The sequence below is a fragment of the Phormidesmis priestleyi BC1401 genome (genome assembly GCF_001650195.1).
Classification (GTDB): Bacteria; Cyanobacteriota; Cyanobacteriia; order Leptolyngbyales; family Leptolyngbyaceae; genus Phormidesmis_A; species Phormidesmis_A priestleyi_B.
Window position 1 is genome coordinate 53,495 of the sequence record NZ_LXYR01000002.1, and the last position, 15,458, is coordinate 68,952.

Sequence of the window (15,458 nt, forward strand, 5' to 3'; positions counted from 1 at the left end):
ATCGGTAGCGGTGCGATCGGTCTCTCACCCTTTGGGCGTATCGAGGTCACGGGAGTAACTGTTGACTCAGGAAGAAGGCGATCGCGGCACTGCCGATCGGAACCGTTAAGTTGTCGATCCCAAATTTTGAAAAGGCTTCTAGCCCGGTTGCCACCAGGGAAACGGCTAGAGAGATGAGCCAGATTTGCCAGACGTTGCCCACCGTTCCGAGCAAGATGGAGAGACTGACGGCATAGCTGACCAATGCCATTGTTCCTGAGCCTTCCCAGCTTTTTTGCATATCCCAAAGTTTGTAGGTGTGGCGACCGAAACGCCTGCCAATGAGAGCCGCTAACCCATCGCCCCACGTCATCACCAAAATTCCCAACGCTGCATACTGCGGCAGATTGATTGACCAAAACCAGGCAACTAACACACCGATGCTGACCGCATAAAAGAACGTGCCGAAGCTTTTGCGCCCAATGCTGTTGATGTTAGGAAGAATCGGTACATAGTAAGACACAAGGGCGATCGCGCTAAACAAAATCGATGCCGAAACCCCCACCCACGAAGGGATTTTAAGCCACCACGCAATCAAAATCACGTTTCCGGTGCCCATGTGAACGACTTTGCGAATCACTTCAGCCCCGGCGTTGCCAAAGCGACTGGCTCCTTCTGCGAGTAAGCCGACGATCGCTAACCAAATTAAAACGACTCCAATTTGGTAGCCCAATGTCTGGAGCGAACTGCCTGTGAGGTTAGAAAGCAAGCTGGGAATCACGGTAGACGATGAACCAATTACGTGGAACGGGACTTTACCTATTGTAGAGACTGTTGCTTTCTTCTTTGTTTTTAAATCTAAGGATGCAAAAATTGACGTTTATGGAGAGTTGTCGATCGCTCAACTTAGCCATTTTTAGTAAAGATTTCGTGAAGAACGATCCGTAGGGAGAGAAAGTTTGGCGTAATTAAAGTGAGTATCCGAGTTGTTTGAAACTCACAGGAGAAAATCTGTGTCTCTATTCAACGTTTCTTTGGAGCGATCGATCGTTCTTTCACTGACGTTGCCGATCTCGGCTCTAATCTCGCTGCCCAAAGCAGCCGAAGCAGCCAGCTTTAGCCATCTATACGTGTTTGGTGATAGCCTCTCTGATGTTGGAAACGTGCTGCGAGACACAGGAGGATTCGTTCCGCCTCCAGTTCTTCCTGCTTCTGATGGAAGTTTGTCGGTTGGATACGCGAATGGCCGCTTTTCCAACGGTTCTATTTGGGTTGAATATCTTGCGAAAGATTTGGGTCTCAGGGTCGATACGAGTAATGATTTTGCCTATGGTGGCGCAACCACAGGGCAAGAAAATGGTCTGAATCCACTGATAGCGCCGTTGTTAGGAATTCAGCTACCAGGCTTGCAGCAGCAGATTACTGCGTTCCAAAGTCAGAATCCGGCTCCTGATCAAGAGGCTCTCTACATTTTGTGGGCAGGAGCAAACGATTATCTCAATCCCAACCTCACAGACCCTCAAGAAACCGTTGGAAGCGCGATCGTCAATCTCAACACAGCCGTCACAAAACTAGCGAGTAGTGGAGCCAAGAACTTCTTGATCGCCAACCTGCCCGATCTCGGCAAGCTTCCGTTGACACGGGAAGATGCGACTCGTTCTCAGGGGCTGAGTTTTTTGAGTGGTGCTCACAACACGGCTTTGGCTCAAACCTTGAGTGTTTTACCCTCAGCGTTGGGCGTTAACATCATTCCTCTAGATGTGAATGATCTGGTTAACCAAACGATCGCCAATCCTAGCCGCTTTGGACTCACTAATGTAACCGAGCAGTGTTTACCCGCTACGCTGCTCTTTCCGACCGCTCCACCGCCTTCTACTCCTTGCAATCCCATTACAGACGCGCCAAACTATTTGTTTTGGGACCCACTGCACCCGACTACAAGAGGGCACGAGATCCTCGGCGAGTATGCCTACTCGGTGCTGAAATCTAAATCGATTCCAGAATCATCGCCCGTTGTGGGGCTTTTGGCGTTAGGTGCGTGTTTAGGAGCAGGAGCGACTTTAAAGCGAAAGAGGATTCTCAAGCAAACCGTCACGAACAGGCTGCAATCTGAAGTTCCGGTGGGAGCTGAGTGAACTGTTCGATCGCCGTCCCCAAATGTTTTTGTAACGTGGCTTGGGGCAGCGGTCCTTGAAGATGGCTCCAGGGCAAAACCTGCTCCAGTGACCAAGTATCGTAGACGTAGAAGCTCATTTCAGGAAGCTGTCCCCGCAGTTCTTTAAAAGCGCGGCGATAGCTACCCAGCGAATCGCCATAGTGTCGGGTCAGTTCTAGCAGGTGGGAGAGGCGACGATCGCCCCGCGATAACAATGCCTGAATCACAGACCAGTTATAGCTTTCGGGACGAAAATCAATGCCTTGAGGACGCAGTTTCTTTTGCAAAAACTGGAGTCGCTTTTCGGCTTGAGTGTTGACCCCAAACCACTGAAAAGGCGTATGGGCTTTAGGAACAAACGTGCTGCATCCCAAGGTGAGCCGCAGACCGGGAGCCGCCTTTTTAACCTCGCGCATCATAGCGACGGTTTGTTCGAGATCCTCTGCTTCCTCGCCCGGAACGCCTGCCATTCCGTAGAGCTTAATGGCGCTCAGTCCACCCGCCTTTGCGTTGATGGCGGCTTGAATAATTTCGTCGTTGGTCAGCTTTTTGTTGATGATTTGCCGCAGCCGATCGGAGCCACTTTCAACGGCGATCGTGATTGATTTGGTGTCGTGGTTCGTCAATGTTCGCGCCAGCTTCTCAGTCACGGTATTTGTCCGAACTGAGGCAATAGTGACTCTTACAGAGTCATTCTGAGGTTTGTTGAGATAGTCTAGCAAGCTCTCAAACTCTGGATGTTGCGTCACAGATGCACCGAGTAACCCCAGACGATCGGTGACGTGCAGACCTCGTTCGATCGCGGGAATCAACGACTCCTCAACGTCCGCAATCCGAAAGGGCAACGTCAGATAACTGGCAAGGCAAAAGCGGCACATTTCGGGGCAGCTTCGCACCACCTCAACCATATAAATATTTTCCCAAGCGGCTTTTTCAGTCACGACCGTAGAGGCTGAAAGCTTGTTGCCGCGGTAGGTTTGCTTTTCGATGCGGGCGGGAATCGTGGAGTCGATCGGCTCGATTCGCTCGATCGCGCCATCCGGACTTTTATAAGTCACCGCATACAAACTGGGGACGTAGATACCAGGAACTTGCGCTAAATGTCGCAACTGAGTTTGACGATCGGCGTGTCGAACTTCTTGATACGCATCAATAAAGGCATCTAGCAAAACTTCGCCATCGCCCAGCAGCATCACATCAAAAAAATCTGCATAGGGTTCGGGGTTAGCCGTGAGAACAGGTCCGCCGCCAAAGACGATCGCATGATGGGTACGATCGCGCGATCGGATCGGAATCCCCAACGATTCCAGTAAGCCGAGAATGTTGACATAATCGAGTTCCCAGGACATTGAGAAGCCGAGAATCTCTGGCTGCGATGGCAACGATTCATGAACATCTGTAAACAAACGACTGACGTGCAGATCGCTGCGTGCCGATAGAGTTGCCCAAACCACCTGATAGCCCAGGCTCGTGATTCCCACACTATATTCGTTGGGAAACGCAAAGATCAGCGGAATTGCGTCTGCTTGTGGAGTCGCAGAGTTAAAGAGTAAGCGTTCAGCCGCAAAAACAGATGCAGTCACAGATATTCAGTCTTCTAATTTTAGAGTCTGCCTTCAGCCTAGCACCTGGTTTTCGTAGACAGCAGAAGCTCGATCAATTTAACAGGCATCATCAAGAAATTTTGCTCAGACAAAGTTTCTGACTGGAGTGCAAAGTAGTATCATGAAGTGCCTAATCGAGGCTGCGGCTAACAGGGATCACCAACGAGAGGATATCGCGTATGGCATTTATCATCGCAACCGCAAACATGAAGGGTGGGGTTGGTAAAACGACGCTCACCGTCAATCTTGCAACCTGTCTCGCAAAAAACCACGGCAAGAAAGTTTTGATTGTGGATCTAGATACCCAAATTAGTGCCACTCTCAGTTTGATGACACCCGCAGACTTTGCCAAGATTAGAAATGAAAGACGAACGCTGCGGTATTTAATCAAGCGATCGATCCTGGCAGATAAGCAACTTGCAACCACCGTGCCAGAAGCGATTCGCTCTTATGTTTGCAACGTCAAAGGGTTAGATTTGTTGCCGGGAGACATTGATCTCTACGACGAATTTATGGTGTCCGAGATGTTACACCAAACTGCGACTCGTCAGGGTCAAACAAACTTTGAGCAAGTCTGGAATAATTTTGAGAAAACGCTGATTCAAAGTATTTTGCAGCCGATTAGCAAAGACTATGATCTGATTATTTTAGACTGTGCGCCCGGATATAACTTAATTACGCGGAGTGCTTTACTTGCCAGCGATTTTTACTTAATTCCAGCTAAACCAGAACCGCTATCTTTAATCGGTATCCAACTCTTGGAAAGACGGATTACCAAGCTCAAAGAGACGCACAAAGCCGATACTCCCATCAGTCCTAATCTATTAGGGATTGCATTTTCGCTGTCAGGGAATGTGTTTTCGAGTCGCTATTATAGTCAGGTAATGCGACGATTAAACGAAGATTTTAGTGAAGCAAAACTGTTTAAGACGCGCATTCCGCCCGATGTGAATGTGTCTAAAGCGGTGGATACATTTACACCTGTCGTATTAGCAAATCCTAATACAGCAGGGGCAAAAGCATTTGCAACGATGGCACAAGAATTTTTGCACAAGCTATCGACTGCGGCAAAAATTGACCAGCCGCCGTCTAAGTTTGCGCTATCGTCGTTGGATGATTAAGTGTCTACTAGCTGAAGGCAATCACAGAGGGATTGCCCTTACCTCTATGCCTCCAAACCAAAGACTTGGTTAAACACCTTTTCGACTTTGTAGCCAGAATCGATCGACTCCATGGGGTCTTTTCTCAAACGGTGACGTAAACAGAGAGTGGCGACGCGACGAATATCGTTGATGGTGACTTCGGTGCGACCTTCAAAGGCAGCGATCGCTTTCGCAGCCCGGTTGGTGACGATGTCTCCGCGCAGTCCATCCACATCTAACTCTGAGCAGACTTGAGAAATTTTGACTCGAAGATCATAGTCAATCTCGATCGACTTCAATCGTTCTTGAGCATTCACCAACTGCTCTTGCAGTTCAATCTGCTGGGGCTGATAGTTTTCTAAAAACTCTTGAGAATTTTGGTCGAAGTCCGTTCGCTGCTCGACGATTTGAACTCGCAGCACAGGTTCTTTGACGGTGCGAATCTCAGCGTGCATTCCAAAGCGATCGAGCAGTTGCGGACGCAGTTCTCCTTCTTCAGGGTTGCCAGAGCCGACCAGCACAAATCGAGCCGGATGCCGAATAGAGATGCCTTCTCGCTCAACGGTGTTCCAACCTGATGCAGCAGAGTCGAGCAGCACGTCTACTAAGTGATCATCTAAGAGGTTGACCTCATCGACGTAGAGAATGCCTCGATTTGCCTTCGCCAGCAAGCCAGGTTCAAACGCTTTTACCCCTTCAGAAAGGGCTTTTTCGATGTCGATCGTGCCGCAAACCCGATCTTCAGTAGCTCCTAGCGGCAGATCGACCATCATCACTTTTTTTCTCGTCACCGGGACTTCTGCACCCTTCTCGACGAGTTGCCGCACCGCATCGCCCATAATCTCAGGATCGCTGGGGTGGCTGTTGAACGGGTCATCTGCGACGACTTCGATCTCTGGCAGCAGATCGGCTAACGCCCGAATGGTCGTCGATTTGCCAGTGCCCCGATCGCCCATAATCATCACCCCGCCAATTTTGGGGTCAATGACATTGAGGAGCAATGCCAGCTTCATTTCTTCTTGACCGACGATCGCCGTAAAGGGAAAAACTGCACGGCGACGAAGAGCGGGCACCGCGGTACGTCCATTCTGAGAAGTAGCTTCTGTCGTAAAAGTCACGAGATTACCTGCAAAATCAAAGAAGTTTTAATCAGCGTACTCCATTGTAAACCACTCTGAGTCCTGAACGTGGAGGCACTTGGTGGTTTAAAAGGAATCTTAGATGGAACCAAGCAAAACCCGATCGCTTGATCCTAAAATGCCTCTAGGTCATTCAAAACGGTTCTAAATTATGGCGAGTCAGATTCCGGTTGTGGTGAACGGTGCCACGGGCAAGATGGGGCGCGAAATTGTCAAAGCGGTATCTCAAGCGAGTGACATGACTCTGATTGGAGCCGTGGCAAGAAACCCAGAATTTAACGGGCAGGATATTGGCGAGGTGGTTGGCTGCGGTGCGTTAGAAGTGCCGATTACCAATGACTACGAGTCGATGATGGCGATGCTGTCTCAAGAAAAAGAGTTGGGCGTAGTTGTGGATGTGACTCACCCAGACTCAGTGTATGGCAATGTGCGATCGGCGATCGCCTACGGAGTTCGCCCTGTAGTTGGCACAACTGGGCTGAGTGCTGGACAGATTCACGAGTTAGAAATCTTTGCCGACAAAGCGAGTACAGGATGTTTGATGATTCCTAACTTCTCGATCGGGATGGTGCTTCTCCAGCAAGCAGCGATTCAGGCATCTCAATATTTTGATCACGTCGAAATTATTGAGCTACATCACAATCAAAAAGCAGACGCTCCGAGTGGGACGGCAGTGCAGACGGCTCAGATGTTAGCGGAGATGGGCAAAACTTTTAATGTGCCGACCGTCGAGGAGACCGAGAAAATTCCCGGATCGAGAGGCGGACAGGCAGAAGAAGGCATTCGGATTCACAGCATTCGATTGCCGGGATTGATCGCCCACCAGGAAGTGATTTTCGGTGCCCCTGGACAAATTTATACTCTGCGCCACGACACCAGCGATCGGGCTTGCTATATGCCCGGAGTGCTGCTCTCGATTCGCAAGGTGATTCCGCTCAAAAGCCTGGTCTATGGGCTGGAAAAACTACTTTAAATAAAAAATTGCCTGACCCCTAAAAGCCCCCGGAGTCAGGCATTCCATCGAAGGACGCGTTGAACCGAACATTGTCAAACAAACTTAGTTGCCCCCTAGTTGCTTAACCGTTTCGACCTGCGTTCCTTCGATTTGATCTCATTGTGGAATACAGAAATCAATCACCCCTCACGAGAAGTACTCAAGTTTTGCTATGAGAACTTTGGGCAGACGACAAAGAATCCGTACTATCTCCCTGCTCACGGGCGATCGAGCGCAGCCAACCAGCCCGTAGAAAGACTGGAACCACTAAGCCGAGGACAGGATGGTCTAGCCGAACGATCGCTCATAAAAATGCGCCTGAGAAACTCAGACGCATAGCATTACTTAGTTGCAAACTTGGTTGAGGTTAGTTCAACGCCTCAGCACCGCCCACCACTTCTAAAATCTCTTGAGTAATCGCCGCCTGACGGGCTTTGTTGTAAGTCAGCGACAATTCTTTCATGAGATCCGACGCGTTTTCGCTAGCGTTGTTCATCGCAGTCATCCGGGCAGCGAGTTCACTTGCCGCAGACTCTTGCAGCGCCCGAAGCAGTTGATTATTGAGATACAGCGGCAGCAGCGCATCTAAAATCTGCACCGGATCTTGCTCAAAAATCATATCCTGTGGGAAACTGCTCTGAGTCGGCGCGGTCATTTTCTCCCGCTCGACTTGAAGCTGTCCACCACGAGTCGTCAATCGGAAGATTTCATCGTCTGGCACTTCTAGCCCTTGAGGGTCAAGCGGCAGCAGCGTTTGAATCACCGGACGAGAACTGATCAGTGAGACAAATCGAGTATAGACAAGCTCAACCCGATCGACCGTATCCGACAAGAATAAAGACAGCAACTGATCCGAAATTTGCGACGCTTCTGCCGCTGTCGGAATCTGTTCCAACCCAATGTAAGTGCCTTCAATTGGCTGCTCGCGACGCTGAAAATATTGAGCCGATTTGCGACCCACCACAATAAATTTGTAGTTCAGCCCTTCTGCTTGCAGCTCTTTAGCGCGAATCTCAGCGCGACGAATCACGTTAGAGTTGTATGCGCCACACAGACCCCGATCGCCGGAGATCACCAGCAATGCAACGGTCTTGACATCGCGCTTTCTCAAGAGCGGCAGATTCGCTTCTTCAAATCGCAGACGGATTTGCAGGCTATAAAGCACTTGTGCCAGCCGATCGGCAAAAGGACGGGTGGCAATCACCTGTTCCTGAGCGCGACGCACCTTTGCAGCCGCTACGAGCCGCATCGCTTCCGTAATCTTTTTGGTATTTTTGACCGACTGAATGCGGTCTCGAATGAGTTTGAGGTTTGCCATAATCTTGACCAAGGTTAGGGTTTGGAGTTTGGACTTCTAGAGAGTCAGTACCCGGAATCCAAACTCCAAAGCAGGTTTACGCGGCGGCTAGGAAGGTCTTTTTGTATTCAGCGATCGCTTCCTTCAACATGCCTTCAGCTTCAGCGCTGAGGGCTTTGGTCGTGCGAATGCTGTCGCCGTATTTGGGTTTGCTGGTTGCCAAATAGTCGCGCAATCCTTTCGCGTAGTCGGTGATTTTCTCAACGGGGATGTCATCCAAATAGCCGTTGATGCCCGCGTAAATGATTGCCACTTGGTCGCCTACCGACAGCGGAGAGTATTGAGACTGCTTCAGCAATTCGCGCAGACGTTGACCGCGTGCAAGCTGGTTCTGAGTCGCTTTATCCAAGTCAGACGCAAACTGAGCAAACGCTTCGAGTTCCGCAAACTGAGCCAACTCCAGTTTCACTTTACCTGCGACTTTCTTCATCGCCTTGGTTTGCGCCGCCGATCCGACCCGCGACACCGAAATACCTGCATTCACGGCGGGACGTAGACCAGAGTTGAAGAGGTCAGACGACAAGAAGATTTGACCGTCTGTAATCGAAATCACGTTTGTCGGAATGTAAGCCGACACGTCACCCGCTTGAGTTTCGACGATCGGCAATGCTGTCATGCTGCCCTCACCCAATTCAGGGCTGAGTTTTGCCGCACGCTCTAGCAAGCGAGAGTGGAGATAGAAGACATCGCCAGGATATGCCTCACGACCGGGCGGACGACGCAACAGCAAAGACATTTGACGATAAGCCTGTGCCTGTTTAGACAAGTCATCATAAATGACCAGCGTGTGCTTGCCTTTATACATGAAGTACTCAGCCAGCGATGCGCCCGTGTAAGGAGCAAGGTATTGCAGCGTCGCTGCGTCGTTTGCGTTTGCCGCAACGATGATAGTGTAATCTAACGCGCCACGCTCACGCAGCACGTCTGCGATGCTAGCAACAGTCGAAGCCTTTTGCCCGATCGCCACATAGACGCAGATCACGTCTTCGCCTTTCTGGTTGAGAATCGTGTCTATTGCAACAGAAGTTTTGCCCGTTTGACGATCGCCAATAATTAATTCGCGCTGCCCTCGACCGATCGGAATCATAGTGTCGATCGCGGTGATGCCCGTTTGCATCGGCTCGTACACCGATTTGCGCTCAATGATGCCAGGGGCGGGAGATTCGATCAAACGAAACTCAGTAGTTTGGATGTCGCCTTTACCGTCGATCGGACGAGCCAGCGCATCTACAATACGACCCACCATCGCCTCTCCAACCGGGATCCGCGCGATTTTGCCGCTCGCCGTGACGCTGCTGCCTTCTTGAATGGTGCGTCCATTACTCATCAAGACCGCGCCCACATTGTCTTCTTCTAGGTTGAGCGCGATGCCGACTGAGCCATCTTCAAAATCGAGCAACTCACCGGACATCGCCTTTTCTAGACCATAGATCCGGGCGATGCCGTCGCCGACCTGAAGCACGGTGCCCACGTTGGAAACCTTAACGCCCTGATCGTAGCTCTCGATCTGTTGGCGAATAATATTACTAATTTCGTCTGGTCTAATTGCTGCCATTGGAACCTCTTTTGAAGGATGAAGGAGAATGCGGAAATCGAGCTTGGGCTTAGGCTTCAGAAAGTTTGAAGCCCTTCACCTTTCTTAGGTTGCACTGCTTAAACGGAGAGAAATACGCCGCAGTTGACCGCGCAAGCTTGCGTCAATCACCTGAGAACCAACTTTGATAATGACACCACCGATGAGGTCGCTGTCGATCCGAGTTTCGAGATCGACCTGACGCGCCGAAGTCATCGACTTCACCTGTTCGCGAATGGTGTTTTTCTGATCGTCGTTGAGTTCGACCGTTGAAGTCACTTCAGCTAACACTGCTTGATTCAGCTTTCTTAGAAGTGACTGATACTGCTTGCAAACGCCGTCTAAAAACAGAATCCGTCGCTTGTCAACCAACAGCATTAAAAAGCTCTTTGTAAACGGATGGATCTGCTCTCCAAAAACCTGATCTAAAACAGCTTTTTTTGCATCAGCTTTCGTCAACGGACTGCCGAGAAAGGCTTGCAGATCGGGTGATTCGTTCCAGCTAGACAAGATTGCAGCGACATCTTCACCAAAGCGCTCGGTCAAATTATTGGACTGACCCAGTGACATCAACGCTTGAGCATAGGGTTCCAAGACTTGAGCGGTCAGAATGCTGTCTTTCATCAGGAACCTCCTCCCAGTAGTGCAATGCTGCGATCGACTAATCTCTTCTGCAAGTCATCATTCAGACGATCGGGAAGCTCACCTTCTGCACGCTGCATTGCCATCAATGCAATGCGCTGACGTAGCTCATTGATCACCCGCTCTTGCTCAGAGCCAAGCTCTTGAACCGCCGTTTCTCGCATCCGGGTCACGTCCTGTTCAGCCTTCACCAAGATGGCGGCTCTCGCTGATTTGGCACCCTCTTCAGCAGATGCGCGAATTTTAGCGGCTTCAGCTTGCGCTTGCGCTAACTTCTGTTGCTGCGAGGCAAGAGCAGAAGCAGCACTTTGTTTGCGCTGTTCTGCTTCTTTGATTTGAGTTTCGATCGCTGCCGTTCGATCGCCCAAAATCTTACCCAGAAACTTGCGACCAAGATAAACGACGACAGCAATCACGACAGCGATATTGATCAGGTTGGTTTCTAGGATGTCAAAATTGACCCCGAAACCGCCCTTTCCCACTGCTTCTGCTGCTTCAGAGCCGAGTAATGTGGCTCCGGCAGCGAGTCGCAAAAAAATTTCCATGACGTTATCCACAACTGCGCGGTTGATAATCCTAAAGGCGCTAACGGTTTTTTGTTAACAACCCCATCAAACTCCAGCTAAAAGCTTATCTAGAATTTCACGACTCAGCGATTCGACCTGCTGCTCTAGCGTTTGCATCGCAGCTTGCTTTTGCTGATCTAACTCTTTTTGAGTGGCTTCTCGCTGAGACTGAGCCTCTTGTTGAGCTTCGGCAATTTTTTGAGCGGCGATCGTGTGTGCCTCTGCTTGAGCCGCCACGATCGTCGCCTGATATTGTCTGCGAGTCTCGGCTAACTCAGACTCATATTGTTTCGCCAAATTTTCAGCTTTCGCGAGACGCTCCCGCGCATCCGCTTCATTGCTGCGGATGTAGTCGCTCCGATCTTCAATAGCCTTAGTCAGTGGTTTATAAAACACCACATTCAAAATCGCGGCTAAAAGCAGAAACTGCACTGCCATCAGGGGCAGGGTCGCATCAAAGTCAAACATTATCTTGAGTGAGGGTGAGAAAAGTGCAAGACAATTTCAGAAGGTTTAAGGTTTGAGTTTTGAATTCCGTAACCCAGAACTCAAAACCCAAAACTCTTGACTCTTATACTGCAAAGGGGTTTGCAAACAGTAACACCAGCGCGATCACCAGACCGTAGATGGTCAGCGATTCCATGAACGCGAGGGTTAACAGCAACGTGCCGCGAATTTTGCCTTCTGCTTCGGGCTGGCGCGCAATACCTTCGACTGCTTGACCCGCAGCGTTACCTTGACCGATACCAGGTCCGATCGAAGCCAAGCCAATAGCAAGGGCGGCAGAGAAAACGGAAGCAGCTTGAACGATGGGATCCATAGTGATTTTCCTTTGGGTTGAAAACAGGACAAACAGGGGTTCGATACCAAATGGGGCGAACCCTAAACACAGTCAAAACGATGGACAGGAGAAACTACGGGGCGTGTTCCTCTTCACCATGACCTTCGATCGCCTCATGAATGTAGGCGGCTGCAAGAGTTGCAAACACCAAGGCTTGAATTGCGCTGGTAAACAGACCCAGCAGCATCACAGGCAGCGGCACAAACAGAGGCACGAGCAGGACAAGAACCGCCACCACTAATTCATCCGCCAAGATGTTGCCAAACAGACGGAAGCTCAGGGAGAGGGGCTTGGTGAAATCTTCTAAAATGGCGATGGGCAGCAAAATCGGCGTGGGTTGGATATACTTCGCGAAGTAGCCCAGACCTTTTTTACTAAAGCCCGCGTAGAAATACGCCAGCGACACGAGCAATGCCAGTGCCACCGTTGTATTGATGTCGTTGGTTGGGGCAGCGAGTTCACCCTCTGGTAGCTTAATCAGCTTCCAGGGAATCAGCGCTCCTGACCAGTTAGAGACAAAGATGAACAGAAACAGTGTGCCAATGAATGGCACCCAGGGACGGTAATCTTTCTCGCCAAGCTGGTTTCTTGACAACTCACGGACATATTCCAGCGCGTACTCCATCAAGTTTTGAATGCCTCTTGGCACGCGTTGAACATTTCGAGTTGCCAAAAGTGAGGCAATCACGAGCAGCCCAATCACAAACCAGGACACCAAAAAAACTTGCCCATGAACCCTTAAATTGCCAATCTGCCAGTAGAGGTGATGACCGACCTCTAGACTAGCGAGATGGAACGAGTTGGGAGCGACGATGAAATTTAGCATTTCAGTTCAGGCGGCTTTCCCCAGATTCTAAGGAGTGAAAATTCTGTGACAAACTCAATCACTGGAATTGAGCAAGGTTTTCAAGGTGTAGACGATGAGCGCCGCTTTGTAAGTCAAAAATCCTAAAAAAACAGGTAAGACGTGCAGACCATTCCACTGGGTGCCGACAATAATCAGCCCAACAAAAATGGCGATGTGCGACTTGCCTAATTTGTCTTTCTGGTTACCAAGCTGCTCAACATTTCTTGCTAACAACTTCAAGTAAACCACACCTGTGCACGCTCCAAGTAAATAATTGAGAGCGATATTAAAGGAGTAGAAGTACCAAACCGGGAAAAAGATTAGACCCGTCAGGATGAGGGTGATCGCTAACAACTCTTGTTGGAGTCGATAGAAATCTTGCATTGAGTCGCTGGGTTCTGATGACTCAGAAACAGGCGGTGAGATGTCCTCCATAGCAGGTGCGATCCATGAAGTAGGGCAACATTGCCATGATAGCCATTAGACCCGATCGAAGCCTAATGCAGTCACAACGGCTCGTTTAGCCAATAGCTATCGTACCATGCACAGGTAATAATACTTAATGTCAGGCGAGTTTGAAATGAGTGAAAAGTAGCGATCGCTTACAATAATTTCACGTCGCATTCAGGGCTTTGAGATGATCCAGTCCGATCTGCAAAATCTGCCCACCAGTGCCGAGTTGCCTTGCTCAGACGATACCCCCGTGGATAACGAAGATCAGAATTTTATCCCCAATTTTTTGCTGTTCTTGTTGCAATCCCTTTGGGCAAATCGCGTTGATTGGTTTTTTGGCGTAGACATGGGCATTTATCACACCACAGGGATAAGTCCCAGAGTTCCCGTGGTGCCCGACAGCTTTTTGAGCTTGGGTGTCGATCGAAAGAAACAGGGTAAGTCACGTAAGAGCTACGTCGTTTGGGAAGAAAACAACGTGGTTCCGATCGTGGCTTTGGAAATTGTGTCGTGGACACCCGGCGGCGAATACGAGGAGAAAGTCAAGATTTATGCTGACTTGGGCGTGTTGTATTACGTCATTTCCAATCCCGACTATTGGCGACGGGACGGGCATCAGCCGTTTGAGGTTTATAAGCTCGTCAACGGCAGCTATCAGTTGCAGATTGGAGAGCCTTACTGGATGCCGGAAATTGGGTTAGGAATTGGGCGGTTTGTGAGATCGTTTGGTCAAATCGAACAAGAAGTTTTGTATTGGTATGACCAAACGGGCGATCGTCACCTTGCAACCGATGAACAAGCAGACCTTGAGCGACGAGAAAACGAGCGACTGAGAGAACGGCTGCGATCGATGGGCATTGACCCAGACGAACAATAGTCAGGTTTTTGGAGTCAGCAAAATTAGCTGCTGCTGTTGCAGAGATCGGACATTCTCCAATTCCAAGGGCACCGCTGATAGGATTTCTGCGATCGTGCGCCGTCCCTGATTTTCGTCACAGGCTTTCATAAACTCAAATTCTGGCTCTGACAGATTCACAATCTGATAGTCGTAGTTAAATAAACAGCGACTCGCCCAACCATCCATGCAGGGGCTGCGCTCAGGAATGGCGTTAAGCAGCGTGTCGTCAGATGACCAATCGGCTAAAGGCAATTCGCCGCGCCCCAAGAAGAATTCGTAGTGAGTGACCGAGGAGGGATCGAGGAGTTCGATCAGGCGATAGCGTTGGCGATCGCTCAATCCTTTTGCCCGTTCAATCAGGTCAGAATTTTTGCCTAACAAGCGATCGAGCGTCCACTGCCGAGGGTTCGAGAAGCCCAAAAACTTTAGCCCAGACGCATCAATAAGTTGAAACAGCGTCTCAATGCTGTAGTCAATCTCTTGAGGATGGACATACATATCGGCAAAGCATTCGTCTCGCTGATTTTCCATTGACCAGCGTTCTTTTTCTCGCTGCACCAGCCGATTATTTTCAGGCAATGTCCCGAAGATCTGACGACCGACTTTTACGCCATCTCGATAGTCGCCTTTTTGAGTTCCTTGCAAGAGGGCGATCGCTTGCTGCATTAATCCAATTTCCCAGCGTCCCAATTCTGCATAGACAAAGATGTGCATGATCCCGCCAGGTGCGAGTGTTGTCGCTAGAGATTGAATGCCGCGAATCGGATCGGGCAAGTGATGCAATACGCCCACGCAGTTGATTAGATCAAATTTGCCAGGAAGCTGGTTGGCATCATAGAGGCTGAGGTGATGAAACTCTGCCCGATCGTTGACCGATCTCTGACATCGCTCTCTCGCAACCGCCAACGCCCCCGAACTCAGATCGATTCCTGTCACCTGCGCGTCAGGATTGAGATGCACCAGATATTCAGTGCCGCAACCCGTGCCGCAGCCTGCATCTAAAATACGGATATCGTGTCGTTTCGGTGCTTGCCCAGTGCAGAAATTGTAGGCGGCTGACCAGTTCCAGCGCCAGTTATAGCCCGGAGGTGGCTCGTCGAGTAATGGCTCTGGTGGAAATGGATAAGTGTTGTAGAGCGCTGCAACCGCCGCACTAATCGCTTGAGGATCTGACATGACAAATCAAAATGACGGTGACTTAGAGATATAGTGTCTCATTCGTAGAGCCTTGAGGTCAGGCAGATTGTTGCTAAATGGTTTAATAAGCG

16 protein-coding genes are annotated in these 15,458 nt (G+C 49.9%); 4 read left to right on the forward strand and 12 right to left on the reverse strand.

The annotated features are described in order from the left end of the window. Positions 1-46: 46 nt before the first annotated feature. Positions 47-760, reverse strand: coding sequence for a diacylglycerol/polyprenol kinase family protein (locus A8707_RS01655; protein WP_269452642.1), 714 nt, complete (start codon positions 758-760; stop codon positions 47-49). Between the two features lie 232 nt (positions 761-992). Between A8707_RS01655 and A8707_RS01660 the strand changes: the two genes are divergently transcribed. Beyond that, entirely contained in the window at positions 993-2,114 is a 1,122-nt protein-coding gene (locus tag A8707_RS01660) for an SGNH/GDSL hydrolase family protein (RefSeq protein ID WP_197484576.1), read from the forward strand. On the opposite strand, the gene A8707_RS01665 is transcribed toward A8707_RS01660, so the two are convergent. Continuing rightward, on the reverse strand, positions 2,071-3,717 hold the full coding sequence (locus tag A8707_RS01665; RefSeq protein WP_068814542.1) for a B12-binding domain-containing radical SAM protein: 1,647 nt from the start codon (positions 3,715-3,717) through the stop codon (positions 2,071-2,073). The two genes, A8707_RS01660 and A8707_RS01665, sit on opposite strands and share 44 nt — an antisense overlap. Positions 3,718-3,917: 200 nt before the next feature. Here A8707_RS01665 and A8707_RS01670 point away from each other — a divergent pair, with 200 nt between their 5' ends. After that, a complete protein-coding gene (locus A8707_RS01670) occupies positions 3,918-4,859 on the forward strand; it encodes a ParA family protein (protein ID WP_068814543.1) in 942 nt (313 codons plus the stop codon). Between the two features lie 44 nt (positions 4,860-4,903). On the opposite strand, the gene bchI is transcribed toward A8707_RS01670, so the two are convergent. Further along, on the reverse strand, positions 4,904-5,998 hold the full coding sequence (gene bchI, locus A8707_RS01675) for a magnesium chelatase ATPase subunit I (protein ID WP_068814544.1): 1,095 nt from the start codon (positions 5,996-5,998) through the stop codon (positions 4,904-4,906). Between the two features lie 172 nt (positions 5,999-6,170). On the opposite strand from bchI, the gene dapB reads away from it, so the two are divergent. Further along, on the forward strand, positions 6,171-6,992 hold the full coding sequence (gene dapB / locus A8707_RS01680; RefSeq protein ID WP_068814545.1) for a 4-hydroxy-tetrahydrodipicolinate reductase: 822 nt from the start codon (positions 6,171-6,173) through the stop codon (positions 6,990-6,992). 388 nt (positions 6,993-7,380) lie between these two features. Here the strand turns inward: dapB and A8707_RS01685 are convergent, their stop codons facing one another. The 8 genes from A8707_RS01685 to A8707_RS01720 all read right to left on the reverse strand — a co-directional run bounded on the left by A8707_RS01685 (position 7,381) and on the right by A8707_RS01720 (position 13,274). Beyond that, positions 7,381-8,331 carry a F0F1 ATP synthase subunit gamma gene (locus A8707_RS01685; protein ID WP_068814546.1) on the reverse strand — a complete coding sequence of 317 codons (951 nt, stop codon included), beginning with the start codon at positions 8,329-8,331 and terminating at the stop codon, positions 7,381-7,383. 76 nt (positions 8,332-8,407) lie between these two features. Then, positions 8,408-9,925, reverse strand: a complete 1,518-nt coding sequence (gene atpA / locus A8707_RS01690) for a F0F1 ATP synthase subunit alpha (RefSeq protein WP_068814547.1) — start codon at positions 9,923-9,925, stop codon at positions 8,408-8,410. A gap of 84 nt (positions 9,926-10,009) precedes the next feature. Next, positions 10,010-10,567 (reverse strand): ATP synthase F1 subunit delta, encoded by a 558-nt coding sequence (atpH, locus tag A8707_RS01695; RefSeq protein WP_068814548.1) that lies wholly within the window; start codon positions 10,565-10,567, stop codon positions 10,010-10,012. After that, positions 10,567-11,130, reverse strand: coding sequence for a F0F1 ATP synthase subunit B (locus A8707_RS01700; RefSeq protein WP_068814549.1), 564 nt, complete (start codon positions 11,128-11,130; stop codon positions 10,567-10,569). Before A8707_RS01700 ends, atpH begins: the two co-directional genes overlap by 1 nt. A gap of 66 nt (positions 11,131-11,196) precedes the next feature. Next, on the reverse strand, positions 11,197-11,619 hold the full coding sequence (locus A8707_RS01705) for a F0F1 ATP synthase subunit B' (protein WP_068814550.1): 423 nt from the start codon (positions 11,617-11,619) through the stop codon (positions 11,197-11,199). A gap of 103 nt (positions 11,620-11,722) precedes the next feature. Beyond that, complete coding sequence (gene atpE, locus A8707_RS01710) at positions 11,723-11,971, reverse strand: ATP synthase F0 subunit C (protein WP_068814551.1); 249 nt, start codon at positions 11,969-11,971, stop codon at positions 11,723-11,725. A gap of 94 nt (positions 11,972-12,065) precedes the next feature. Next, positions 12,066-12,818, reverse strand: a complete 753-nt coding sequence (atpB, locus tag A8707_RS01715; protein WP_068814552.1) for a F0F1 ATP synthase subunit A — start codon at positions 12,816-12,818, stop codon at positions 12,066-12,068. Positions 12,819-12,872: 54 nt separating this feature from the next. After that, positions 12,873-13,274 (reverse strand): ATP synthase subunit I, encoded by a 402-nt coding sequence (locus tag A8707_RS01720; RefSeq protein ID WP_068814553.1) that lies wholly within the window; start codon positions 13,272-13,274, stop codon positions 12,873-12,875. 202 nt (positions 13,275-13,476) lie between these two features. Here A8707_RS01720 and A8707_RS01725 point away from each other — a divergent pair, with 202 nt between their 5' ends. Beyond that, positions 13,477-14,169: a Uma2 family endonuclease gene (locus A8707_RS01725; protein WP_068814554.1), complete on the forward strand. Its 693-nt coding sequence runs from the start codon at positions 13,477-13,479 to the stop codon at positions 14,167-14,169. On the opposite strand, the gene A8707_RS01730 is transcribed toward A8707_RS01725, so the two are convergent. Beyond that, positions 14,170-15,366, reverse strand: a complete 1,197-nt coding sequence (locus tag A8707_RS01730) for a class I SAM-dependent methyltransferase (protein WP_068814555.1) — start codon at positions 15,364-15,366, stop codon at positions 14,170-14,172. Between the last annotated feature and the right edge of the window lie 92 nt (positions 15,367-15,458).